15 protein-coding genes and 1 pseudogene are annotated in these 24,615 nt (G+C 63.1%); 4 read left to right on the forward strand and 12 right to left on the reverse strand.

The window, feature by feature from the left end; translation table 11 throughout:
* Positions 1-21: 21 nt before the first annotated feature.
* Positions 22-831: an endonuclease/exonuclease/phosphatase family protein gene (locus ACVDG8_RS03030; protein ID WP_447253363.1), complete on the forward strand. Its 810-nt coding sequence runs from the start codon at positions 22-24 to the stop codon at positions 829-831.
* A gap of 6 nt (positions 832-837) precedes the next feature.
* Here the strand turns inward: ACVDG8_RS03030 and ACVDG8_RS03035 are convergent, their stop codons facing one another.
* The 5 genes and pseudogenes from ACVDG8_RS03035 to ACVDG8_RS03055 form a co-directional block, all read right to left on the reverse strand.
* Positions 838-2,823: a glycoside hydrolase family 127 protein gene (locus tag ACVDG8_RS03035; protein ID WP_447253364.1), complete on the reverse strand. Its 1,986-nt coding sequence runs from the start codon at positions 2,821-2,823 to the stop codon at positions 838-840.
* A gap of 24 nt (positions 2,824-2,847) precedes the next feature.
* Positions 2,848-3,705, reverse strand: coding sequence for a carbohydrate ABC transporter permease (locus ACVDG8_RS03040; protein WP_447253365.1), 858 nt, complete (start codon positions 3,703-3,705; stop codon positions 2,848-2,850).
* Positions 3,705-4,619, reverse strand: a complete 915-nt coding sequence (locus tag ACVDG8_RS03045) for a carbohydrate ABC transporter permease (RefSeq protein WP_447253366.1) — start codon at positions 4,617-4,619, stop codon at positions 3,705-3,707. Before ACVDG8_RS03045 ends, ACVDG8_RS03040 begins: the two co-directional genes overlap by 1 nt.
* Positions 4,620-4,946: 327 nt before the next feature.
* Positions 4,947-6,210, reverse strand: a pseudogene (locus ACVDG8_RS03050) (ABC transporter substrate-binding protein).
* A gap of 66 nt (positions 6,211-6,276) precedes the next feature.
* Positions 6,277-7,323 (reverse strand): LacI family DNA-binding transcriptional regulator, encoded by a 1,047-nt coding sequence (locus ACVDG8_RS03055; protein WP_447253368.1) that lies wholly within the window; start codon positions 7,321-7,323, stop codon positions 6,277-6,279.
* A 369-nt stretch (positions 7,324-7,692) separates the two neighbouring features.
* Between ACVDG8_RS03055 and ACVDG8_RS03060 the strand changes: the two genes are divergently transcribed.
* The 3 genes from ACVDG8_RS03060 (at position 7,693) to ACVDG8_RS03070 (ending at position 10,910) form a co-directional block, all read left to right on the forward strand.
* A complete protein-coding gene (locus tag ACVDG8_RS03060) occupies positions 7,693-9,009 on the forward strand; it encodes an outer membrane protein (protein ID WP_447253369.1) in 1,317 nt (438 codons plus the stop codon).
* A 99-nt stretch (positions 9,010-9,108) separates the two neighbouring features.
* Positions 9,109-10,479: an IS1182 family transposase gene (locus ACVDG8_RS03065; protein ID WP_447252026.1), complete on the forward strand. Its 1,371-nt coding sequence runs from the start codon at positions 9,109-9,111 to the stop codon at positions 10,477-10,479.
* Positions 10,480-10,727: 248 nt separating this feature from the next.
* A complete protein-coding gene (locus ACVDG8_RS03070) occupies positions 10,728-10,910 on the forward strand; it encodes a hypothetical protein (RefSeq protein ID WP_447253370.1) in 183 nt (60 codons plus the stop codon).
* A 216-nt stretch (positions 10,911-11,126) separates the two neighbouring features.
* Here ACVDG8_RS03070 and ACVDG8_RS03075 read toward each other — a convergent pair whose 3' ends face one another.
* From ACVDG8_RS03075 to ACVDG8_RS03105, 7 genes are all read right to left on the reverse strand, one after another.
* On the reverse strand, positions 11,127-14,660 hold the full coding sequence (locus ACVDG8_RS03075; RefSeq protein WP_455707524.1) for a beta strand repeat-containing protein: 3,534 nt from the start codon (positions 14,658-14,660) through the stop codon (positions 11,127-11,129).
* Entirely contained in the window at positions 14,549-16,987 is a 2,439-nt protein-coding gene (locus tag ACVDG8_RS03080; RefSeq protein WP_455707525.1) for a hypothetical protein, read from the reverse strand. The genes ACVDG8_RS03075 and ACVDG8_RS03080 overlap by 112 nt, the downstream gene beginning before the upstream one ends.
* Positions 16,988-17,072: 85 nt before the next feature.
* Positions 17,073-18,374, reverse strand: coding sequence for an HlyD family type I secretion periplasmic adaptor subunit (locus ACVDG8_RS03085; protein ID WP_447253373.1), 1,302 nt, complete (start codon positions 18,372-18,374; stop codon positions 17,073-17,075).
* A 1-nt stretch (position 18,375) separates the two neighbouring features.
* Positions 18,376-20,304, reverse strand: a complete 1,929-nt coding sequence (locus tag ACVDG8_RS03090; protein ID WP_447253374.1) for a type I secretion system permease/ATPase — start codon at positions 20,302-20,304, stop codon at positions 18,376-18,378.
* 682 nt (positions 20,305-20,986) lie between these two features.
* Positions 20,987-21,841 carry a patatin-like phospholipase family protein gene (locus ACVDG8_RS03095; RefSeq protein ID WP_447253375.1) on the reverse strand — a complete coding sequence of 285 codons (855 nt, stop codon included), beginning with the start codon at positions 21,839-21,841 and terminating at the stop codon, positions 20,987-20,989.
* The gene (locus ACVDG8_RS03100) at positions 21,838-23,229 is read right to left on the reverse strand and encodes a M16 family metallopeptidase (protein WP_455707885.1); all 1,392 of its coding nucleotides are present in this window, start codon (positions 23,227-23,229) and stop codon (positions 21,838-21,840) included. Before ACVDG8_RS03100 ends, ACVDG8_RS03095 begins: the two co-directional genes overlap by 4 nt.
* 8 nt (positions 23,230-23,237) lie before the next feature.
* Positions 23,238-24,593 (reverse strand): M16 family metallopeptidase, encoded by a 1,356-nt coding sequence (locus ACVDG8_RS03105; protein WP_455707526.1) that lies wholly within the window; start codon positions 24,591-24,593, stop codon positions 23,238-23,240.
* Positions 24,594-24,615: the final 22 nt, after the last annotated feature.

Genomic DNA, 24,615 nt, shown 5'->3' on the forward strand with positions numbered 1-24,615 from the left:
AGAGATCGAGCACCAGGACCGATGGAGACAAACGACATAAACGGACGCAGCCTGCCGGAAACCGTTCTGCTCACGATCCGCGGCAGGAATGCGCGCAAGGCAAAGGCAACACCGCGCAAGCGTGTCGCCGGCGCCGAGATGGTGGTCGCCTCCTATAATGTCCACAAATGCATCGGCACCGATCGCCGTTTCGATCCCGAGCGGACGGCGCGCGTCATCCGCGAAATGAGCCCCGATGTGATTGCGCTCCAGGAAGCCGACAACCGCTTCGGCGACCGCGCGGGCCTGCTTGACCTAGCCAGGCTCGAAAACGAAACCGGACTGGTGCCGGTGCCGATCTCGGGCAACGGCAAGGGCCATGGCTGGCGCGGCAATGTGCTTTTGTTCAAGCGCGGCACGGTGCGCGACGTCCACCAGATCAAGCTGCCGGGGCTGGAGCCGCGCGGCGCGCTGGTCGCCGAGATCGATCTCGACGAAAAACGCTCGCTGCGCGTCATTGCCGCGCATCTCGGCCTGTTGCGCCGCTCGCGCTCGGAACAGGCGCGCGTCGTGCTCGACATCATGAGCAGCGCCGATGAAAGACCGACGCTGCTGCTCGGCGACCTCAACGAATGGCGGCTGGGCAACCGCTCGGCGCTCAACACGCTGCATACGACCTTCGGCCATACGCCACCGGCCGTTCCCACCTTTCCCTCGGGCCTGCCGGTGCTGGCGCTCGATCGCATCATGGGCAACCGCACCGACATGGTGACGGCGGTGGAAGCGCATGACACGCCGCTATCGCGGGTCGCCTCAGACCACCTGCCGCTGACGGCCTTCGTGCACCTGTAGCCTGCCCTACCCCTCTCTGAGCCAAACCAGCATCTCGCCGGGATCGCGATTGTCCCAGGCGAAATAGGGAACCGCCTTGAGTTTTGTCTCTGCGGTGCCGGGCGGCTCGGGCCGATAGAGATCGCTGCCCCATTTGTCCGTCTCCGCCTTGCTGCCAAGGGCTGAAAGCGTGACGACACCGCCGAGCAGGTTCGGCTCCCTGTGCGCCTCGAGTTTAGCGGTGCGCGGCAAGGCGATGCGGTGCAGCTCTGAGCCATTGTCGGTTTCCTCGACGCAATAGATCAGCGGGCCGCGCGCCAGCGCCACGCGGCCGATGTCCTCGCGCACATGCGGGTTGGCAAAGATACGGGCCATCGACATTTCGAGGTCGAGCTCGACGCGGTCGCCCTTTTGCCATTCGCGGCGGATCGCGACATAGCCGTCGGTCGTTGCGGCATCGAGCTCGATCAGCTTGCCGTTCAGGCGCAGCGCCGCCTGGCGGCACCAGCCGGGCACGCGCAAATGAAGCGTGAACTCCACCGGCGCCTCCGGACCGATCTCGATCACGACCGCGCCATCCCAGGGATAGTTGCTGGTCTGGACGAGACCAACCGAACGGCCGGCGATCTCGAAGCGCGCGCTCGAATCGCCATAGAGATGCACGGCGAGCGCATCGTCGGCGAGGCCATAGAAATAGCTGCCGATCGAAGCGACCATGCGGCCGATATTGGGCGGACAGCACGGACAGCGGTGCCATTTCCAGCGATGGTGGCCGCCACGGCTCTCCAGCGGGTTTTCGTAGAAGAACAGCGAGCCGTCGAGCGAGAGGCCCGAGATCGAGCCATTGTAGAGCGCGCGCTCCATCATGTCGGCGTAGCGGGCATTCGGCCCCATGCCGAGCATGCGGCTTGCCCAGAACACCAGGCCGACGGACGCGCAGGTCTCGGCATAGGCGGTTTCGTTGGGCAGATCATAGTCGCTGGTGAAACCCTCATTGTGCGCCGACGGTCCGAGGCCGCCGGTGACGTAGAGGCTCTTGGTCATCAGATCGTCCCAGAGCCGGTCGAGCGCCGCGCGCAGTGTGTCGTCGCCATATTCGGTGGCGATGTCGGCCATGCCGGAATAGAGGTACATCGCCCTGACCGCGTGGCCGACGACCTTGTCCTGCTCGCGCACCGGCTTGTGCGACTGGTTATATTCGTAGGTCTTGAAATGATAGGCCTTAGGGTCGGCGCCGCGGGCGCGCGCCTCCTCGTCGAAATAATGCGGCTCAAGCCCGCGCTGGTCGATGAAGTACTTTGCCAGGTCCATGTATTTCCGATTGCCGGTGACGCGGGCGAGCTTGACCAGCGCCAGCTCGATCTCCTCATGGCCGCAATAGCCTTTCTTCTTCTCCGGCTCCGGTCCGAACATCGAGGCGATGTGGTCGACATAGCGGCAGAGGATATCGAGCAGCTTGCGCTTCCCGGTCGCCTGAAAGTAAGCGACCGCGCCCTCGATCAGATGGCCGGCGCAGTAAAGCTCATGGCAGTCGCGCAAATTGGTCCAGCGCAGTCCGGGCTGGATGCGCTGATACCAGCTCGACAGATAGCCGTCGGGCTGCTGCAGCTTGCCGAACATGTCGATGACGGCATCGATCTTTTTCTCCAGCTCCGGATTGCGGCGGCGGTAGAGCGAATAGGCGGCGGTCTCGATTGTCTTGCCCCAGTCGGAATCCCAGAACATCTGCGTCGTCACCGTCGAGCCGGTGAAGGTGGGGCTGGCCGCCTCATCGGGTGACGGCGAATGGAACGGGATGACGACGCCCGGCGACGGTCGGTCGGGATCGATCTGCTCCAGCATGCGCGCCTCGACGCAGCGGTCGTAGAGGATCTCGGCGGTGCGCGAAGCGACCGCATCGACGCGGTCGCTCCAGAAGCCGCGGACATCGACCTGCGGCACGGGCAGCGGCCGGAAGGCGAGTTTTGGCTTGGCGCCGGTCTGGGCGGCGGTGGCGGGTTGCGATGCGGTCATGACGTCACTCCATGCGAAGGCGGATTATTTGACGGCCCCGGCCATGAGGCCGCGGATGTAGAAGCGCTGCAGCGCCAGGAACAGGATCAGGCAAGGCACCATCATGACGGTGACGCCGGCCTGAACGGCGCCCCAGTCGATGGCGCCGAAGCGGCCGGACTGGAGTGCCGTCATCATCACCGGCAGCGTGAATTTCGACTGGTCGGTCATCAGTACGAGGGCCGCCAGGAATTCGTTCCAGGCGCCTAGGAAGGCGAACAGCGCGATGGTGACGACGCCCGGCCAGACCAAAGGCAGCATCACCTTCAACAGCATGGTGACATTGCTGGCGCCGTCCATGCGCGCGGCCTCCTCGATCTCGCGCGGCACGGCGTCGAAAGCGTTGCGCATCATGAAGATCGAGAACGGCAGCTGCAGGGTGACGTAGACGCAGACCAACCCGGTCAGCGTGTTGTGCAGGCCAAGCTTCGTCAGCACCAGGAAGATCGGCGTCAGGATCGACTGGAACGGGATCATGATCGTCGACAGGATGAGGACGAAGAAGAAATCCCGGAACGGAAAGCGGAAACGCGAGAAGCCGTAGCCGGCAAGCACGCTGACCAGTACCGACAACAGCACCGTCATCACCGAGACGTAGATGCTGTTTTGCGCCGACGCCCAGAGCCCGTCGCCAAAGGAGTTCAGCGTCTGGTAATTCTCGATGGAGAAGCCGGTCGTCGGCCAGGGCGGCAGCGGCGGCTGCCGGGCCTCCTGCGCCGGCTTGAAGGTCGACAGCACGGCCCACACGATCGGCGCCACAAACAGCACCGAGACGATTATGCCGGTCGAATGTCTGGCGAGGCTGAAGGCGGCCTTGCGGTTCTGCGACATTGCTTCGGCCATCAGTCGAGCCCCTCGGGCTTGCGCAGCAGCCAGAGCTGGATGAGGCTGAGCGCCACCAGGATGACCAGCAGCACCATCGAGAGCGCGGCGCCGTAGCCGAGTTTGAACGAGACGAAGGACTGGTTGAAGATCCAGTAGACGGCGGTCAGCGTCTGGTTGCGCGGGCCGCCGCGCAAGATGATGTAGAACTGGTCGAAGGCAAGGATCGAGCCGGCCACCGACAGGATCAGCGCCAGCGCCAGCGTGCGGCGCATCAGCGGCAAGGTGATGGCCCTGAACCTGGCGAACGGCCCTGCCCCGTCGATGACGGCCGCCTCCTGCAGGTCCTGCGGGATCGACTGCAGACCGGTCATCAGGATGATCATGGTGAAGCCGGCGACCTTCCACACCACCATGGCGATGATCGACCAGAAGGCCGGCTGGAAGGTGGCGAGCAGATTGAACTTCTTGTCGATCAGGCCAAGCTCATAGGCAGCGGGGCTGAACAGGCCGGAATCGACGTTGAGCAGCCAAGACCAGAGCAGGCTCGCCGAGGCGAAACCGACCACCGCCGGCATGAAGAAGGTGGTGCGGTAGAGATTGGTGAGCGGGCGCGGCTTTTCGATGAAGATCGCCAGCGGGAAGGCAACGGCGAAGATCGCGATGGTGACGATCACGGTGTAATAGGCGGTGAATCTGAGCGCGTTCCAGAAGCGGGTGTCGCGCAGGATGGCAAAATAATTATCGAGCCCAACAAAGGAATGCTCGCCCATCAGCGGCCAGTTGTGCAGCGACATCCACGCCGTCATGCCGAGCGGGATGACGAAGAAGACGGTGACCAGGACGACGGCCGGCAGGACGTAGAGCAGGCCCATCCATTGCCGGCGGCTGGTGCGCGCGCGGGCTCGGGCGGGGGCGGCGGTGATGGTGGTCATGGCTCCGCCTCCCCTTCTCCCCTTGTGGGAGAAGGTGGATCGGTGCGGAGCGCCGAGACGGATGAGGGGTGCGTGAAGGAATGAGGCCTCGGCGATTGCGAACGTCTCGCCAAGCTGGAACACCCCTCATCCGACCGAGCTTCGCTCGGCCACCTTCTCCCACAAGGGGAAGAAGGGGAGCCTGCCTGCCGACGCTTCGAATGCTTTGTCACGATAGTCCTGCTCTTGGACGGATGCGGTATCCGGCCGCCCGGCCAGGGAGACGGGCGGGCGGCCGGTCAGAGCCCTGGGCGGCGAGATGTTGCGCATACCTCGCCGCCGCAAGCCCTACTTCTGCGGCGCCTGGTCGATGATCGACTGCATGGTGTCCTGCGCATTCTTGATCGCGCCGTCGACATCGTCGCCGAAGAAGACCTCGTTGACCATCTGCGTCCACGGACCGTTGGCGGAGTTGATCAGATCGTTGAACACCACCGAATAGGGCGTCTTGCCCTTGGCCATCGCCTCGGCCGCCACCTGGTAGCGCGGATCGAGATCCTTCAGCGCCTCCTTGGCAATGTCGTTGCGCACCGGCAGGCTGCCATATTTGGCGAGGATGGTCTGACCCTCCAGCGAATAGGCGAAGTCGAGGAACTGCTTCACCACCTCGATTTTCTTGGTGCCCTTGGTGACGACGAAATTGTCGCCGCCGGCAAAGGATGACCAGCCGCCATCCTTGCCGGGCAGGAAGGTGATGCCGTAGTCGATGTTGGGATATTGCGTGTTCAGCGCGCCGATGGCGAAAGCGCCGGAAGGCGAGATACCGATGTTACCGCCGGCAAAGGCCGCGAAGAAATTGGCGCCGGTGTCGGTCTGCGCGCCCTCCGGCACCAACCCTTTCTTGACCATCGAGCGGTAGAGGTCGATGGCGCCGCGCAGTTGCGGGCTGTCCAGCGTCGCCTTCGAGCCGTCCTCCGACAGGATATCGCCGCCCGATGCCCAGATCAGCGGTGTGAAGGTGAAGATGTTGCAGCCGCCGCAATTGCCGGAGAAGTAGAAGCCCTTGATGTCGCCGCCGAGCGCGTTGACCTTTTCGGCGTCGGCCTCGATCTCGGCCCAGTTCGTCGGCCCCTTTTCCGGATCGAGCCCGGCCTGCTTGAACAGCTTCTTGTTCCAGATCAGCACCGAGGCATCGGCCGAGAATGGCAGGCCGTAGATGCGGTCCTTATAGGTGCCGGTCTTCACATGCGCCGGCGAAAGGCTGGCAAAATAGGGCAAGGATTTCGCCCAGTCGGTGATGTCCTCGAGCTGGCCGGCGGCGGCGAAGGACGGCGTGTAGATCAGGTCGAGCGAGCGCGTCCGGCGCGGTGCCGCCGGCGGCGGCCGCGCCATATTTCGGAATGATCTCGGCGTTGGGGATGATATCGAGCTTGATCTGGTCCTTATGCGCCTTGTTGAAGGCATCGACGATGCGCGGCATGAAGTTCGAGCCGTCGGCGCGCACCCAGATGTTTGCGGTCTCGGCCGACGCCGCCTGCAGGCCGCAGCCGATTACGGCAGCCGCGAGCGCCAGTTTCGCGATCATGGTGTTCATCATTCTCCTCCTCCTCATTGTTCTCCTCCCTGTTCGGTCGTCCGCCCGGCGGGTTCGGGCGGCAACGGCCTTTGCTTTGACGTCTCAGCCGCCCGGCGGACGGCCACATGACTGACGCACCACCAGCCGGCACGGCAGTTTCCTTATGCCCGGCGCGGCCGGCTGGCCGCCCACGAGCGACAGCAGCGCAAGCCCAGCCTCGCGGCCAAGCGCTGCCAGGTTCATGTCGATGGAGGTCAGCGGCGGCCGTGTCGCCTCGGCTACGATCTCCCAATTGTCGAAGCCGATGACGCCGACGTCGTCGGGCACGTGTATACCGCGCTCGCGCAGCGCATCGATGACGCCGCGCGCGATCTGGTCGTTGCCGCAGAAGACGGCGTCGGGTGTTTCGCCCCTGCCCCCGAACAGCTTGCCGACCGCCTCATGCCCCCAGCCTTCCGACCAGGCGCCGAACAGCGGCTCGAAGGCCGGCAGGCCGTGCTCGGCAACGACATCGCGGTAGGCCTGGGCCCGCGCGTGCACCACGGCGAAGCTCGCCGGGCCGCTGACATGGGCGATGCGCCGGCGCCCGAGCCGGCAGAAATGCTCGACCGCCAGCCGCGCGCCGCCGGCATCGTCGGAAACGAAGGCGATCGCGCCGGGGTCGGGCTGGGTGAAGGCGTAGACGACAGGGACGCGCAAATCGGAGAGATCGACCGGCAGATGGCGGTCGATGCGTTTGCCCGTGGCGATGATGCCGTCGACGCGCTTGTCGAGCATGGCCTCGACATGCAGCTGGCCGAGCCGCTGATCGTCCTCGACATTGCACAGGAACACCGACACGCCTTTGTCGACCAGCGCATCCGAAACGCCGGCCATCAGCGGCAGCGAGAAGCGGCCATAGGTATCGTTGGTGAGCAGGCCAACGGTGAAGGAGCGCTTGCGCAACAGGCTCTGCGCCAAGCTGTTCGGACGGAAGCCGAGCAGCCGCGCCGCCTCGCGGATGCGCTCGCGGGTCTCGGCCGTCATGCGCCCCTGCCCGTTCAGCGCCTTGGAAGCCGTCGCCACGCTGACGCCTGCGGCGACGGCCACCTCGCGCAGCGTGACCGGCGGCTTGGCAAAGACAGGCGCTGATTCGGCGTCGGACGTCATATACGGGCGCAGGACCTCCCAGTTTGAGAAAACCTTTTCTCACAGAGGCCTGCTGCATTCGGACCGGGGGCGGATGTCGAAAGCGAAGGATTGGGAAAAGGTTTTCTCAGTTGAAGAGTAGACTGAAAAGCCGGCATCGCACAAGGCCATTGTCGCGACTGGTCCAGTGTCCGGCAAGTGGTCGGACCAGATCTGGTGACTTCCCACAGCCGAATTGACCTTTTCTGGGTGGATTTGCCGTAACTCTGCGGATCTTATGGGGAAATCGCCCAAGGGTTGGGCAGTTCGGCCTCGATGTGGCATTTTTACCACCACTAATTTCGACAACCCTTGCTAGAACCCCGCCGGGTTTAATTGGGGTTATGGGCTATGTTTCTTCGTATTTCTGCGAAATCCATTTTGTTGGGCGCCGTTTCGGTCGTCGCCCTGATGTCGGCCGCGCATGCCGCTGACGTCGTCCAGGAGCAGGCGGCTCCCGGCTTTAACTGGAGTGGCGTCTATGTCGGCTTCGGCGTCGGCGCCGGCGCCAATGTTCACAAGCTCAGCAGCGATTTTATTCCGGGTCTGTCGCTGAACGGCATTGGCGGCGAAGGCGTCTATGGCCAGGCGACCGTCGGTTACGACTACATGGTCTCGCAGCGTTTCCTGCTCGGCGGCCTTATTGATGCTCACGTCGGCTCCATCAAAACCTCGCTCGATGCCTTGGGGTTGAGCGCCGACATCAAGGAAACCTACGGCTTCGACGTTGGCGTTCGTGCCGGCTACCTGCTGACGCCGAGCACGCTTGGCTACGTGCTGGGCGGTTATTCCTGGCAGAAGTACAAGCTCGATACCAATATCGGCGGCTTCGGCTTCGACTGGCATCAGGGCGGCTACTTCGTCGGCGCCGGCGTTGAAACCGCGATCAACAACAATTGGACGCTCAAGGGCGAGTATCGCTACACCCGCTTCAGCACCAACGGCGACATTCTTTCGGATGCCGGATTGAATGTTCCGAGCGGTGTGCTGAACCTCGACACCTCGCGTCATACGTTCGAACTTGCCGCCAGCTACCGCTTCAATGCCAGTGCCGGCGGCGGTGCCACTTTCGAGACGCCCAGTTATAACTGGACCGGCTTCTACGTCGGCGGCGGCCTCGGCGCCGGCGCGGTCGTCCATCAGTTCGAGATTCCGCCGGCTGACGTCAAGTTCAACGGCCTGGGCGGCGAAGGCGTGTTCGGCGAAGCCAGCATCGGCTACGATCAGGACATGGGCAATTGGGTTGTCGGCGCCATGGTCGATGGGCGTCTTTCGGGCATCAAGTCGAAGCTTGAGCTGGGCGTCATTGCCCCTGGTATCGGCTCGATCGACCTCAACACCGACTACGGTTTCGACGTCCTCGGCCGTGTCGGCATGAAGGTCAACGATACGACGCTGGCGTATGCGCTAGCTGGCTATAGCTGGCAGCACTTCAAACTCGATGCTCCGGCCCCGCTTGATCTCGATTGGGGCTCCAGCGGCTTCTCGGTCGGTGCCGGTCTGGAAACGGCGGTCTCGGACAAGGTGACGGTCGGTATCGAATATCGTTACTCGCAGTTCCAGAAGAAGGACCTTTCGTCCGATTTCGGGATACCGGTCAATGACATCGTGACCACGACACCTTCGTTCCACACCGTGCGCATCGACGCCAAGTACAAGTTCAACTAGGCAAGGCCCTCCAGCCGAAGCAGAAAAGCCCGCCAACCGGCGGGCTCAGACTGCTGACAAACCCCTGGCATTTGCCGGGGGTTTTTGATTCACTGGGTCATGTTGAAGCGACCCGCCCCTGAACAGACCGCGCTTGAGATGGTAACGTTGGATCAGCTGGTTCCGGCTGATCACTTGTTGCGCAAGATCGATCGAGCGATCGACTTTTCCTTCATCCACGATCTGACAGCGCCCTTGTACTGTGCCGACAATGGTCGGCCGCCGCTCGACCCGACCTTGATGTTCAAGGCGCTGTTCATCGGCTACCTGTTCGGGGTGCGCTCGGAGCGGCAGTTGGTGCGCGAGATCGAGGTCAATGTCGCCTATCGCTGGTTCCTGCGGCTGAAGCTGACCGACAAGGTGTTCGATGCCTCGACGCTGTCGCAGAACCGACGCCGTCGCTATCAAGACGAGACGGTCGCGCAAGCGATCTTCGACCGCATCGTCGAACAGGCGATCGGGGTGGGGCTGGTGGACGGGACGGTGCTCTATACCGACAGCACACATCTGAAGGCCAACGCCAACAAGGGCAAGTACGACCTTGCCATGGTGGCCAAGTCGCGCGCCGACTACTGGGCCGATCTGGACCGCGCCATCGAGGCGGAACGGACGCTGCATGGCCAAAAGCCGCTGAAGGCCAAGGAGCGCAAGCCTGCGCAGAAGCAGACCAAGATCTCGCGCGCCGATCCGGATGCCGGCTACATGGTGCGCGAGGGCAAGCCGAAGGGCTTCTTCTACCTCGATCACCGCACGGTGGATGGGCGCTGCGGCATCATCACCGACACATACGCCACGCCGGCCAACGTGCATGACTCGATCGTCTATCTAGGCCGGCTCGACCGTCAGGTTAAGCGCTTCGGCTTCACCGTGGCGGCGGCGGGGCTGGATGCCGGCTATGCCACGCCGGGCATCGCCAAGGGCCTGGAGGACAGGAACATCAGCGGCGTCATCGGCTATCGCAACCCGACCCCGCCAAAGCCTGGCAAGATGAGAAAGAGCAACTTCGTCTATGAACCGGAGGCGGACGGCTATCGTTGCCCGCAGGGCCAGCTGCTCACCTACGTCACCACCGAACGCAGTGGCTATCGCCATTACAGGAGCGATCCAGCCATCTGCCGCGACTGTCCGCTGCTGGCCTCCTGCACATCAAACGCCAAGGCCGAGCGCACCATCACGCGCCATGTCTGGCAAGATGCCCGCGAGCGGGTCGACGCCAACCGGCTCACGGCTTGGGGCAAGGCCATCTACCGGCGCCGCAAGGAGACGGTCGAGCGCTCCTTCGCCGATGCCAAGCAGCTCTTTGGCCACCGCTACGCCCGCTTCCGAGGGCGAACTCGTGTCGCCTGCCAGTGCCTGATCGCAGCCGCCGCCCAGAACATGAAAAAGATCGCAATCAGCCTCTGGCCAAAGCTCAAACCGAGCCTCGCCTGAGGCCCATCGCCGCCAGCTGTCTCCTGACATCTCCTCCCGACACAAATTTGCTGAGCCAAATCAATCCGCAAAAACAAAACCCCGCCGAAAATCGACGGGGTTTGTCAGCGGTCTGAGCCCGCCAACCGGCGGGCTTTTTTCCTTTCAGCTTGCGGTCTGGCCCGTTGCGATCCTCGAGAGCCCTCCCCGCGATGTTGACGGCCGTCAGGGTCTGCGTGCGTGGGGCGTCACGGGCAAAGGAGAGCATCATGAGACAGCTGATCGTCACAGAATTCATCAGCATCGACGGCATCGTCCGAGAAACGGTGAAACGCTCCGATACCCTAGGAAGGTTGCTGCTGGAGCTTTTCGACCTCACGCACTTTGCCTGCCTGCGTCAGTCGCGCCATGACTGCGGTCATCTGATTGTAGAGATCGACGAAACCCGCTGACGGCATCGCCAGTTGCCCGACAACGACGCGATTGACGTTCGCGCGCTCTTCAGCATCGACGCGATCCGAGTAAAGGGTAAAGCGCAGCATGTCCTGGCGAAAACTTATCGCGAGGGCGCCATCGCGCGCGACCGGTGCGGATTGCGTTGTTTGACCGAAACGATCGGGGGCAAGGTGCCCCCGATCTCTGTTTGGGCCAGATTTGCGCACAGCTCGTTAAACGAGGAAGACGCTGGCGTCCGGATGCAGTTGGTTGTTCATCGCGTCGAAGGCGTTGGCGATATCCTCGATCCCCGGTTGACCGGACAGGCCGAAGTTGGAAGTTGGGGCGCCGGTGTCGTTAAGGACGTCCCGCACTGCGGCAATCACCTCGCTTACTTGGAGCGTGTGGTCGTGGTTCGCGTCAATCTGATTGAGAATACCGATAATGGCTGGGTTCGAACTGGTCGCCGCGGAAAAACTGAAATTGAGTGCCGTTTTACCTCCGGGGCCGTCGGGCACGGCATTGACGGCAGCGGAGAGAAACGCCGCCGCCGAGGAGCGTTCGAGGTGGTTAATGCCGCCACCGTTGGCTCCCAACGCATCCGCGATCGAGGGCGTTCCAGGGATCTTGTTCGAGGTCTGGAAACCGAAGGCGGTCTCAAAGGAGGTGTTAGCGGTCCAGCCCGAGTGGAACTCGCCCAACTCGTGGTTCAAGATATCCACGTGGTTCTTCCAGAAGCCCGGCGTCAAGCCCTGGCCCGCCGGTGGCAGGAAATTGGCGAAGTCCTCGCCCGTGGTGGTGTCGCCGCTGGTGGCCGCGACGGTATAGCCGGCCTTGCCCAGGGTCTCGACATAGCCGTTCGGCAGCACTTCCTGCACGAAATAGCTCTGGCCGCCCGTCAGCGGGCCGAGATCGTTGAACGAATAGGAACCGTCGCCCGCCGTCGTCGTGTGCGCGATCGGATTGATAAGGTCGCCGCTCGCATAGAGGTTGATGGTGATGCCGGCCAGCGGGGTGTCATCGGCGTTATGGGTCGTCGTGTCGTCGCCCTTGACGTCGGTGTACTTGGTGCCCGAGATCGAGAACTTCACGAAGTTGGCGAAGTCCTCGCCCGTGGTGGTGTTGCCGCTGGTGGCCGCGACGGTATAGCCGTCCTTGCCCAGGGTCTCGACATCGCCGTTCGGCAGCACTTCCTGCACGACATAGCTCTGGCCGCCGCTGAGCGGGCCGAGATTGTTGAACGAATAGGAACCGTCGGCCGCCGTCGTCGTGTGCGCGATCGGATTGATAAGGTCGCCGCTCGCATAGAGGTTGATGGTGATGTTGGCCAGCGGGGTGTCATCGACGTTATGGGTCGTCGTGTCGTCGCCCTTGACGTCGGTGTACTTGGTGCCCGAGATCGAGAACTTCACGAAGTTGGCGAAGTCCTCGCCCGTGGTGGTGTTGCCGCTGGTGGCCGCGACGGTATAGCCGTCCTTGCCCAGGGTCTCGACATCGCCGTTCGGCAGCACCTCCTGCACGACATAGCTCTGGCCGCCGCTGAGCGGGCCGAGATCGTTGAACGAATAGGAACCGTCGGCCGCCGTCGTCGTGTGCGCGATCGGATTGATAAGGTCGCCGCTCGCATAGAGGTTGATGGTGATGTTGGCCAGCGGGGTGTCATCGGCGTTATGGGTCGTCGTGTCGTCGCCCTTGGCGTCGGTGTACTTGGTGCCCGAGATCGAGAACTTCACGAAGTTGGCGAAGTCCTCGCCCGTGGTGGTGTTGCCGCTGGTGGCCGCGACGGTATAGCCGTCCTTGCCCAGGGTCTCGACATCGCCGTTCGGCAGCACCTCCTGCACGACATAGCTCTGGCCGCCGCTGAGCGGGCCGAGATTGTTGAACGAATAGGAACCGTCGGCCGCCGTCGTCGTGTGCGCGATCGGATTGATAAGGTCGCCGCTCGCATAGAGGTTGATGGTGATGTTGGCCAGCGGGGTGTCATCGGCGTTATGGGTCGTCGTGTCGTCGCCCTTGGCGTCGGTGTACTTGGTGCCCGAGATCGAGAACTTCACGAAGTTGGCGAAGTCCTCGCCCGTGGTGGTGTTGCCGCTGGTGGCCGCGACGGTATAGCCGTCCTTGCCCAGGGTCTCGACATCGCCGTTCGGCAGCACCTCCTGCACGACATAGCTCTGGCCGCCGCTGAGCGGGCCGAGATCGTTGAACGAATAGGAACCGTCGGCCGCCGTCGTCGTGTGCGCGATCGGATTGATAAGGTCGCCGCTCGCATAGAGGTTGATGGTGATGTTGGCCAGCGGGGTGTCATCGGCGTTATGGGTCGTCGTGTCGTCGCCCTTGGCGTCGGTGTACTTGGTGCCCGAGATCGAGAACTTCACGAAGTTGGCGAAGTCCTCGCCCGTGGTGGTGTTGCCGCTGGTGGCCGCGACGGTATAGCCGTCCTTGCCCAGGGTCTCGACATCGCCGTTCGGCAGCACCTCCTGCACGACATAGCTCTGGCCGCCGCTGAGCGGGCCGAGATCGTTGAACGAATAGGAACCGTCGGCCGCCGTCGTCGTGTGCGCGATCGGATTGATAAGGTCGCCGCTCGCATAGAGGTTGATGGTGATGTTGGCCAGCGGGGAGTCATCGGCGTTATGGGTCGTCGTGTCGTCGCCCTTGGCGTCGGTGTACTTGGTGCCCGAGATCGAGAACTTCACGAAGTTGGCGAAGTCCTCGCCCGTGGTGGTGTTGCCGCTGGTGGCCGCGACGGTATAGCCGTCCTTGCCCAGGGTCTCGACATCGCCGTTCGGCAGCACCTCCTGCACGACATAGCTCTGGCCGCCGCTGAGCGGGCCGAGATTGTTGAACGAATAGGAACCGTCAGCCGCCGTCGTCGTGTGCGCGATCGGATTGATAAGGTCGCCGCTCGCATAGAGGTTGATGGTGATGTTGGCCAGCGGGGTGTCATCGGCGTTATGGGTCGTCGTGTCGTCGCCCTTGGCGTCGGTGTACTTGGTGCCCGAGATCGAGAACTTCACGAAGTTGGCGAAGTCCTCGCCCGTGGTGGTGTTGCCGCTGGTGGCCGCGACGGTATAGCCGTCCTTGCCCAGGGTCTCGACATCGCCGTTCGGCAGCACCTCCTGCACGACATAGCTCTGGCCGCCGCTGAGCGGGCCGAGATTGTTGAACGAATAGGAACCGTCAGCCGCCGTCGTCGTGTGCGCGATCGGATTGATAAGGTCGCCGCTGGCATAGAGGTTGATGGTGATGTTGGCCAGCGGGGAGTCATCGGCGTTATGGGTCGTCGTGTCGTCGCCCTTGGCGTCGGTGTACTTGGTGCCCGAGATCGAGAACTTCACGAAGTTGGCGAAGTCCTCGCCCGTGGTGGTGTTGCCGCTGGTGGCCGCAACGGTATAGCCGTCCTTGCCCAGGGTCTCGACATCGCCGTTCGGCAGCACCTCCTGCACGACATAGCTCTGGCCGCCGCTGAGCGGGCCGAGATTGTTGAACGAATAGGAACCGTCAGCCGCCGTCGTCGTGTGCGCGATCGGATTGATAAGGTCGCCGCTCGCATAGAGGTTGATGGTGATGTTGGCCAGCGGGGTGTCATCGGCGTTATGGGTCGTCGTGTCGTCGCCCTTGGCGTCGGTGTACTTGGTGCCCGAGATCGAGAACTTCACGAAGTTGGCGAAGTCCTCGCCCGTGGTGGTGTTGCCGCTGGTGGCCGCGACGGTATAGCCGTCCTTGCCCAGGGTCTCGACATCGCCGTTCGGCAGCACCTCCTGCACGACATAGCTCTGGCCGCCGCTGAGCGGGCCGAGATTGTTGAACGAATAGGAACCGTCAGCCGCCGTCGTCGTGTGCGCGATCGGATTGATAAGGTCGCCGCTGGCATAGAGGTTGATGGTGATGTTGGCCAGCGGGAGTCATCGGCGTTATGGGTCGTCGTGTCGTCGCCCTTGGCGTCGGTGTACTTGGTGCCCGAGATCGAGAACTTCACGAAGTTGGCGAAGTCCTCGCCCGTGGTGGTGTTGCCGCTGGTGGCCGCGACGGTATAGCCGTCCTTGCCCAGGGTCTCGACATCGCCGTTCGGCAGCACCTCCTGCACGACATAGCTCTGGCCGCCGCTGAGCGGGCCGAGATTGTTGAACGAATAGGAACCGTCAGCCGCCGTCGTCGTGTGCGCGATCGGATTGATAAGGTCGCCGCTGGCATAGAGGTTGATGGTGATGTTGGCCAGCGGGGTGTCATCGACGTTATGGGTCGTCGTGTCGTCGCCCTTGGCGTCGGTGTACTTGGTGCCCGAGATCGAGAACTTCACGAAGTTGGCGAAGTCCTCGCCCGTGGTGGTGTTGCCGCTGGTGGCCGCGACGGTATAGCCGTCCTTGCCCAGGGTCTCGACATCGCCGTTCGGCAGCACCTCCTGCACGACATAGCTCTGGCCGCCGCTGAGCGGGCCGAGATTGTTGAACGAATAGGAACCGTCGGCCGCCGTCGTCGTGTGCGCGATCGGATTGATAAGGTCGCCGCTGGCATAGAGGTTGATGGTGATGTTGGCCAGCGGGGTGTCATCGACGTTATGGGTCGTCGTGTCGTCGCCCTTGACGTCGGTGTATTTGTGCCCGGAGATGTTGATGTTGACGAAGTTGGCGAAGTCGTTGCCGGTGCTGTTGGTGCCGATGGTCGAACTGATGATATAGCCATTATTGCCCAAGGTCTGGGTGTCGCCGCTCGGCAGCACTTCCTTGACGATGTAATTCTGGTTATTCGTCAACGCCCCTAGATTATTGAAGGAGTAGGAACCATCGGCCAACGTCACAGTGGACGCAATCACCGTGTTGGGCGCGCCGCTGGCATAGAGGTTGATGGTGATGCCGGCCAGCGCCGTGTCGTCGCCATTATGTCCCGCCGTGGCGTCGTCGCCATTGACGTCGGTGTACTTGTGCCCGGAGATCGAGAAGGTCGCCGGCTGGCTCAGCGCACTCCATTCCTCAAAGGTGCCGCTGCCAGACCAGTCACCACCCTGGAATCCCATGGCGGTATAGAAATACAGGAAGTTGCCGTTCGCAGGATTGAAATTGGCAGTCGGCACCAGAACGATCACGTCGCCGCCGCCGCCGCTGCCGGCGTCATACTCGGCGTCCATCAGGACCGAGTTGGCCCCCCCAGCATTCATATTATAAGCTAAAGTGGCGTTCCCAGAGGTGAAATGGAAGTTGGGGTCCGTTCCGGCGGTGTCAGAGCCGGCTGCGAAGCTGCCCGCGCCAAGGCTGCCATTGGCCGACTGGTAGATCTTCAGCTGATCAAGCGAGAGGAATGGATTCGCCCCCGTCTGATGCATATCAAGACGGAATGCGTAATATGTCCCGTTCGGGTCTATCGTGCCGTCGGCGTCGACTTTGACCAGAGAGTTCAGGGCAATGACCGCATTGTGCTGGCTGGACGTCTTTTCATCCAACACGCCATCGGGGCTGTTGAAGCCCTGCTCCGCGCCGGCATTCTGAATCTGCGCAAACACCGACCAATTGCCGGTGCCGGAAGAACCACTTACCAGATGGTTGAAAATCACCGTGTCGCGGCTTGAAAACACAGCACCAGCCGCGTTCACAATCGTGTTGTCGGCGGTTATGTCGATGTGGTTGTCCGAATAGGCAAAGGTCGTCGGCGGCGTCTTCGGCGCATCCGTGAACGCTGTTGTGGCCGTGTTGCCTAAACCGTCAGTGGCCGTCAGCACGAATGCCTGGTTCGCCGCGTCGCCGTTGACGTACCACGACGTCTGGATCGAGCCGTTGACAACGCCGTCCAGATCGCCGGCGCCGCCGTCGGTGACGGTCCAGGGCGTGCCGGTGCCGAGAAGATCGTAGGTGAGCACATCGTCCGCGGTGCCGAGGACGCCGTCGGCGCCGGCGCTGAGGTGGGCGACCGAGAACGTGAGCGTGCCACCGGCGACTTCGGTGGCAGTAATCCCCACCGTCTCGCCGGGCGCGTAGTCCGCATCGGCCTGGTCGAGCGAGACCGCAAGCGGGGGAACAGGATCGGTGCTTCCAGTCGTGGTGGGATCGGTCGTCGAGAGCAGATCAGTCGACAGATTGTTCGTAATATCGCTGGAGGCCATGACATTTCCCCTTAACCTTTGATGCAGTAACTCTGGTTGCGATTACTCATCGTCGTTTCTATTTTCGTCCCCGCCCAAGACGGGCTTACTGTCTAAAAGCTCGAGTGATCTGGTCCTGCAATGGCTTAACCAAGTAGGACATCACCGAACGGTCCTCGGTCTTGATGAAGGATTCCACCGGCATGCCGGGCACCAGCTTGATCTCGCCGAGGCGCGCGACCTCGGCGGCGGTCGTCTTGATACGCACGGTGTAGTAGCTGACCCCGGTGCGCTGATCGGTGGTGATGTCGGGCGAGGTTCTCTCGACCACGCCATCGATCTGCGGCGTCGTGCGGGTGTTGAAGGCCGAAAAGCGCAGCGAGGCCGACTGACCGACCCACAGATGGTCGATGTCGCTGGGCGCGATCCTGGCTTCCACCGCAAGGCTGTCATTGTCCGGCACGACCTGCATGATCGTCTGGCCGGGCGTGATCACGCCGCCGATCGTGTAGGCGAGCGACTGCTGCACGACGCCGTCCTGCGGCGCGCGGATATCGACCCGCTTCAACTGGTCCTCGGCGGCGACCTTGCGCTCCTGAAGCTCGCCCATCTTGCCTTCGATGTCGCGCAGGTCGCTGTTCACTTCGGTGCTGAGATCGAGGTCGATCTGGATGATTTGCAGCTTGATTTCGGCGATCTTGCCTTCGGCCTGCGCCTGCGCGGCAACGAGCTGTCCGCTTTGGCCCTCGAGGCGCGTGGCCTCGCGTTCGGTCTGGGTCAGGCGATCGATGGAGATGAGCTTTTTGGCCCAGAGCGCGCGTACCGAGGCAAGCTCCTGTCCCTCCAGCTTGATCTCGTTGCTGTTGGCCTGCGCCTGCGCGGTGTCGCCGTCGATCTCCTTCTCGAGCTGGGCGACGCGTTCCTCGAGCTGGCCCTTCTGGCCGGCGCGGGAGGTGCGCCGCGTGTCAAAATGCTGCTTTTCGCCGGCCACTGCCTCAGCGACGTCAGGATCGCCGATGCGGTCCAAGAGGGTGTTCGGAAAGATGATGGCGTCGCTCCCCTGACGCTCCGAATCGAGACGAGCTTTGCGCGCCGTGAGCTGGTCGAGGGCTTTGCTCACCACGGCGAGATTGGCGGCCGGCACGGTGCGGTCGAGACGCAGCAAAAGGTCGCCGGCTTTGACGCGATCGCCGTCGCGTGCATCGATCTCGGCAACAATGCCGCCGGTCGAATGCTGCACGTTCTTGACGTGGGAATCGACAACCAGCGTGCCGGGAGCGATGACCGCGCCGGCGATCTCGGTGACCGAGGCCCAGCCGCCGACGCCTCCGCCAAGCAGGAGCACGGCTCCGAGCCCAAGCCGTGTGTAGAAGCGAATTGACGCATGGGAGGTGCTGAGCGCCGCCATGTCAGTTCCCTCCCTCGGTTCCGTTAGCGACAGCCTGCGGGGCAGCTTCCGCAGCCACCCTCAGCGGCGGGCTGGCTGTGGGGACCGTGCGCAGCGCCGGGAACATCTTGGCGAAAACCTCGTCCTTCGGTCCAAAGTCGTGAACGCGCCCCTGGCTCATCGCCAGGACGAAATCGACACCGGTCAGCACGTTCGGACGATGGGCGACGATGACAATCACGCCGCCGCGCTCGCGAATGCCAAGCATCGCACGGATCAAGGCCTGCTCGCCTTCCATATCGAGATTGGAATTCGGCTCGTCGAGCACGACGAGGAATGGATCGCGATAGAGCGCGCGGGCCAACGCAATGCGCTGGCGCTGGCCGGCCGAAAGAGCCTCGCCGTGCTCGCCGATCTCGGTCTCGTAGCCCTGTCGGAAGCCCACGATCAGGTCGTGCGCGCCAGCCGCCCTGGCCGCGGCGATGATCGCGTCCGAGTCGGGGTCCGGTTCGAAACGGGCGATATTTTCGGCAACGGTGCCGGCAAACAGTTCCACGTCCTGCGGCAGGTAGCCGATATGGCGTCCGCGCTCTTGCGACGACCACTGGTCGAGATCGGCGCCGTCGAGCTTGACGCGGCCGCCTACAGGCTGCCAAGCCCCGACGAGAGCCCGCACCAGCGTGGACTTTCCCGAGCCGCTCGGGCCGATGATGCCGAGCCCGTGGCCGGCTTCCATGGCGAAGCTGGCATCGTGGACCAGCAATCGCTGCACCCCCGGGGCCGCGATCGAGGCATTCTGCATCATGACACTGGCGCTTGGCGCCGGCAGCAGCATGGGTTCGGTCTCGGCGGGCATGGCCGCAAGCACCCGGCTCAACCGTTGCCAGCCCTGGCGCGCGCTGACGAAACCTTTCCAGTTGGCGATCGCGAGATCGACCGGGGCCAGCGCGCGGCCACTGAGGATGGAAGCGGCGATGATGACGCCCGCCGTCGCCTCCTGCTCGATGACCAGCCAGGCGCCGATGCCGAGCATGGACGACTGCAGCAGCATGCGCAGGACTTTCGAGACAGCGCCGAAGCTGCCGGCAACGTCGCTGACCTTGCGCTGGTCGGCAATGAATTCGAGGTTGGCATCTTGCCAGCGTGACGCCAGCCCGCCGGCCATGCCCATGGCAGCGACCACTTCAGCATTGCGAGTGCCGGCAGTGATAAGCCCGCCGCGTCGGTTCCCACTCAAGGTGGCGGACGATACCGGTTTTCGCGTCAACCGCTCGGCAAGCAGGGTCAGCACGACCAGCACCATCGCCCCGAACAGCGCCGCCACGCCAAGCAACCAGTGGAACATGAAGATGATGATCAGATAGAGCGGCATCCATGGCAGGTCGAAAAGCGCCGTCGGTCCCATGCCGGACAGGAAGCCGCGCACGCTGTCGAGATCGCGCATCGGCTGCAGGTTGTCGCTCTCGCGCCCGGCCTTTAGCGGCCACCTCAGCATCGACGTATAGACCCGGTGGCCGAGCGCTTCGTCGAGGGCGCCGCCGATCCGCACCAGAACGCGCGTGCGCACGAAATCCAGAAACCCCTGCCCGCAATAGAGGATGACGAGCAATATCGAAATGCCGACGAGCGTCGGCACGCTGCGGCTTGGCAGTACGCGGTCATAGACCTCGAGCATATAGAGCGAGCCTGCAAGCATAAGCAGGTTGAGCATGCCGCTGAACAGCCCGACCGCAAGGAAGGCCGACCGGCAACTGGTGAGTGCCGCGGCCAGTTCCGAGCGGGCGGAGCCGGCTGCCCGCCGCCCGGCCGGTCTTGCCGCCGGCTTGCCGCGCGTCACGGCCTGTCGGGGTGCGCCGTCGATGGTATTTTGCGCCGGATCCTGCACCATCTCGCCACGGGCGCGGAACATCGCCAGGCAACCGAAACCCGCTATCGCCGCCGCGATGAGCATCGAGCCTGTCGATGCATGTCGGCTGGGGCCGAAGAGAAAAAACATTGCGATGCATGCGACGAGGACCAGGCCGAAAAGCCTCACCTTCGTCTGCGTCGAAGCAAAGCCCATCAACCCGAGCGACACGTTACTGAACCCCACAGCCGCGACCCGCCTTTTACATCCCCCCGAACGAGTCTCATGCGGCCATGGCGTATTGGCCGCGCAAGGCGGCCAACTACCCATGCCGAAAAAGCGTCCGGCGCCCAACTTCGCGGGAGAAAAAGATCACTGTGCCATGCGACCAGGCGCAACCCGACATCCAACCCGTGAACGGCCGGCCCAAGGGCTGTTCACAGACAGGCGGTGACGCGATGTTTTATGGCTACGGCGACTATAGAAGCCGCCCTTAAAATTCCCACCCGCAGTAGCGCCTAACTCGTTGTTGCCGTTCGGGAGTTTATTCACGCTACATTAGTACATTATTAACTCTACCGCTGCGTGCGTCAACGGGTAATCCAATGAAGAATTGGTGAACCGCCTCAAATTTAAGCAAGAACGCCGCCGGTCGGCATAAAGAATACTTAAATTTATTCTTAGGTCCAGCTTTGCGATAGACCTATGCGCCGACACATCAGACTTCGGTTGTCGGACCTCGGTCGCTATCGCATGCGCCTGCAGGGATGCGGCCGGAGAGAGGCGCTCAAATCGCCTTCTTGCCGCGCTTGCCGCCGCGTTCGTCGACCGCCGTCTCGATGGCGCGCTTCAGTTCGTCCTTGATCTCCACCGTCTCGGCCATCATCGCCTCGATCTTGAGGAATTCAAGCACACGGTATTTCGAGACGTTGGGCCGGATCAGGATGTCGGGCCGATGCTGCCTGAGCTTGTTGGCGATGATCGACTGCATCATCAGCTGGGAGGCGCCGTACATCAGGTCGACTGTGGTCGGGTGCTTGCGCTCGGCCTCGCTCGGCGCGCCCACGACATCGACGGCGATGATGATGTCGGCGTCCTTTTCGATGAGGTCGAAAGGCACTGGATTGTAGATACCGCCATCGATCAGCACCCGCCCGTCGCGCGTCACCGGGCGAAAGACAGCCGGAATGGCCGCCGAAGCGGCAAGCGCCGAAGGCAGATCGCCTTCATCCAGGACCGCGAGCTTGTGGCCGAAATAGTCGGTCGCCGTCACCTTGAGCGGGATTTTAAGCTCGGCGAACGTCTGCGGAATGGCTTCCGGCAGGAAAGCCTTCAGGATGCGCTCGATGTTGAACTGGCTGACACGAATGCCGCTTTGCATGGCCTCAGCGATCGTGCCCGGACGCGAGCGCCACATGCGCGTCGCGACTTCAGCCCGGCTGCCGAGGATCGAGCGGGCATAGGCATGGATCTCGGCTCCCGTCATGCCCGAAGCCATGCCGGCGCCCATGATGGCGCCGATCGAGGAACCGGCGATCGCCACCGGTCTGATGCCGAGTTCATCGAGCGCCTCGATGATATGGATATGCGCCAGGCCCCGCGCGCCGCCGCCGCCGAAGGCAACCCCGAAGGTCGGGCTCATCCCTTACCGCCGCCTCCCGCCACATGGAACAGCGGCGGGCCGACGATCATCACCGCCGGGTCGGCCGACAGAAGCTTCTTAGCCGCCGCCTTGACGTCGGCCAGCGTCACCGCGTCGATCAGGGCCGTCCGCCGCTTGATATAGTCGATACCGAGCTTTTGGATCTGCAGCTCGACCAGCGTCGCGGCAATCGAGCTCGAAGAATCCAGGTTGCTGATGGCATAGGCGCCGATCATATTCTTCTTGGTCGCGGCAAGCTCTGCTTCGGTCGGCCCGTTCTCTGCCATGTCCTTCACCACCTGGCGCACGATCGACAATGTCTCGGCGGCGCGGTCGGAACGCGTCGCCGTCGTCACCAGCAACGCATGCGAATGCTCATTGTCGACCAGGTCGGAGCTGACGCCATAGGCAAGCCCGCGTTTCTCGCGCACTTCCTGGAACAGCCGCGAGGTGAAGGTCGAGCCGCCGAGAATTTCGTTCATCAGCACGGCGGCAAAGAAATCCGGATCGCTGCGCTTGGTGCCCGGCCAGGCAAGCTGCAGCGAGGTCTGCGGCAGGTCGTAATTTACTTCCAGCTGTTGCCCGAGCTTGGGCGTGATGTCGGCGACCATGGCCAATGCCTGTTTCTCCGGCAGATCACCGAACACGTCGTCCAACTTGCTGGCGAGCGTGGCGGCGTCGATGTCGCCGACCACCGCCACATGCAGGCCGCTACGCGCGAAATCCGCCTTGTGGAAGGCCTTGATGTCCTGCGCGGTGATGGCGGTCAGGCTCTCCTTCGATCCCTGGTCGGAGCGCGAGTAGGGATGCTCGCCATAGATGGCGCGCAGCCAGCGCTGCTGCGCCACGGTGTTGGGGTCGCGTTCATTGGCGAGAACGCCCGAGAGCACCTGGGAGCGGATGCGGTCGATCGGCGCCTGGTCGAAGCGCGGGCTGTTGACCGCCAGCCGCAGCAAGTCGAAGGCCTCGTTCTTTTCCTCCGACAGCATGCGCATCGAACCATAGGTGCCGTCGCGCGAAGCCTGAAAACCCATCTCGGCGCCGGCATCATCGAGCTTCTGCTGGAAGGTGTCGCTGTCGAGGTCGGCGGCACCTTCGTCGAACAGGCCGGTCATCAGGTTGACCAGGCCTTCCTTGCCGGCTGGATCCTGCGCGGTGCCGCCATCGAAAACAAAGCGGATCGCGATCAGCGGGATCGAGTGATCCTCCACCAACCAGGCGGTGATGCCCTTCTTCGACTTCACCTCCTGGATGTTCATCTCGGCGCGGGCGGCAAGCGCCGGCAGCAGCAGGAAGAACAGGGTGAAGCAGAGCGTGACGAAGACGCGGTAGAGCTTGCCCTCTTCCCATTCGGACGAAGGAACAGCGTTCATTCGGTCAAGAACCATGCTCATCATCAATTCCCCGCCTGCTGCTGTGGCAAGAGATAGCCGGTGGTGGAGCGGTCGAGCACAAGGTAGCGGGCGGCCGCCTTGACCTCGGCGGCGGTGACCTTGCGGATGCGGTCCGGCCATTCCAGGACGTCCTTGACGTTGCCGCCGGTGGCCAGCGTCGAGCCATACATGTTGGCCATGTCGTCCTGTTTGTCGCGGGCAAAGATCATCGAGCGCACATAACGGGTTTTTGCGCGCTCCAGCTCATCGTCGGTGACGCCATCCTTGACGATGCGGGCGATCTCCACGTCGACCGCCGCTTCGACATCCGAAAGCTTGGCGTCGCCGCGCGGCGAGCCATAGACGGTGAAATTGGTGGCGTCGAGCATGGTGCCCTGGAAATAGGCCCCGGCGTCGGAGGCGATCCCCTGCTTGACCACCAGTTGCTGGTAGAGCCGGCTACGGTTGCCGCCGCCGAGAATCTCGGCAAGCAGATCCAGCGCCTCGCCTTCGCCGGGCTTGCCCGTGTGATAGGACGGCACCACCCATTGCGTCGAGAAGCTTGGCACGGAGACGCGCGCGTCAGTCAGCGTCACCGTGCGTTTGGTGTTCTGTTCCGGCTCCACGGGACGGATGCGCGGCGGCAGGTCAGGCCCGGGCGCGACCTTGCCGTAGGTGCGCTCCGCCATCGCCTTGACGGCATCGGGGTCGGCGTCGCCCGCCACAACCAGCACCGCATTGTTCGGCCTATAATATTTGTCGTAAAAGGCTGTCGCGTCAGGGCGGTTCAGTTGCTCCATCTCCTGCATCCAGCCGATCACCGGAATGCGGTAAGGCTGGTTCTGCCACAGCGTCGCGTCGACCTCCTCGTCGAGCACCGCCTGCGGATTGCCGTCGATGCGCGAGCGACGCTCTTCCAGGATCACGTCGCGCTCGGTCTTGATGACATCGTCGGTCAGGATGAGGTTGCGCATGCGGTCGGCCTCGAAACCCATCATCTGCTCGAGGGCCGACGGCGGCACCGTCTCGTGGAAGGCGGTATAGTCATAAGAGGTGAAGGCGTTGTTGGAGCCGCCGATGTCGGCGACGGCGCGATCGAACTCGCCCGCGGCGTGGTTGGTCGTGGCCTTGAACATCAGATGCTCGAAGAAATGCGCGATGCCGGATTTGCCGGCCGGTTCGTCGGCGCTGCCGATCTTGTACCAGACCATGTGGGTGACGATCGGGGCGCGATGGTCCGGGATGACGACCACTTCCATGCCGTTGTTAAGCAGGAAATCCTTGACCTCGTCGTCAGCCGCACGGGCAGGAGCCGCCGCCGCGAGCGCCAGCGCGCCGACCAGAAGGGCCGCGCTGAGCCCAATGCCCGTTGATGTCATCAAATTCTCCGGTATCGCTGCG

Source organism: Mesorhizobium sp. ORM8.1, from assembly GCF_053005525.2.

Bases quoted from the DNA above. Each gene is read 5' to 3' on its own strand.
- ACVDG8_RS03030 (WP_447253363.1), top strand. From the start codon at position 22: ATGGAGACAAACGACATAAACGGACGCAGCCTGCCGGAAACCGTTCTG.
- ACVDG8_RS03035 (WP_447253364.1), bottom strand. From the start codon at position 2,823: ATGACCGCATCGCAACCCGCCACCGCCGCCCAGACCGGCGCCAAGCCA.
- ACVDG8_RS03040 (WP_447253365.1), bottom strand. From the start codon at position 3,705: ATGGCCGAAGCAATGTCGCAGAACCGCAAGGCCGCCTTCAGCCTCGCC.
- ACVDG8_RS03045 (WP_447253366.1), bottom strand. From the start codon at position 4,619: ATGACCACCATCACCGCCGCCCCCGCCCGAGCCCGCGCGCGCACCAGC.
- ACVDG8_RS03055 (WP_447253368.1), bottom strand. From the start codon at position 7,323: ATGACGTCCGACGCCGAATCAGCGCCTGTCTTTGCCAAGCCGCCGGTC.
- ACVDG8_RS03060 (WP_447253369.1), top strand. From the start codon at position 7,693: ATGTTTCTTCGTATTTCTGCGAAATCCATTTTGTTGGGCGCCGTTTCG.
- ACVDG8_RS03065 (WP_447252026.1), top strand. From the start codon at position 9,109: ATGTTGAAGCGACCCGCCCCTGAACAGACCGCGCTTGAGATGGTAACG.
- ACVDG8_RS03070 (WP_447253370.1), top strand. From the start codon at position 10,728: ATGAGACAGCTGATCGTCACAGAATTCATCAGCATCGACGGCATCGTC.
- ACVDG8_RS03080 (WP_455707525.1), bottom strand. From the start codon at position 16,987: ATGGCCTCCAGCGATATTACGAACAATCTGTCGACTGATCTGCTCTCG.
- ACVDG8_RS03085 (WP_447253373.1), bottom strand. From the start codon at position 18,374: ATGGCGGCGCTCAGCACCTCCCATGCGTCAATTCGCTTCTACACACGG.
- ACVDG8_RS03090 (WP_447253374.1), bottom strand. From the start codon at position 20,304: ATGCTCATCGCGGCGGCGATAGCGGGTTTCGGTTGCCTGGCGATGTTC.
- ACVDG8_RS03095 (WP_447253375.1), bottom strand. From the start codon at position 21,841: ATGAGCCCGACCTTCGGGGTTGCCTTCGGCGGCGGCGGCGCGCGGGGC.
- ACVDG8_RS03100 (WP_455707885.1), bottom strand. From the start codon at position 23,229: ATGGTTCTTGACCGAATGAACGCTGTTCCTTCGTCCGAATGGGAAGAG.
- ACVDG8_RS03105 (WP_455707526.1), bottom strand. From the start codon at position 24,593: ATGACATCAACGGGCATTGGGCTCAGCGCGGCCCTTCTGGTCGGCGCG.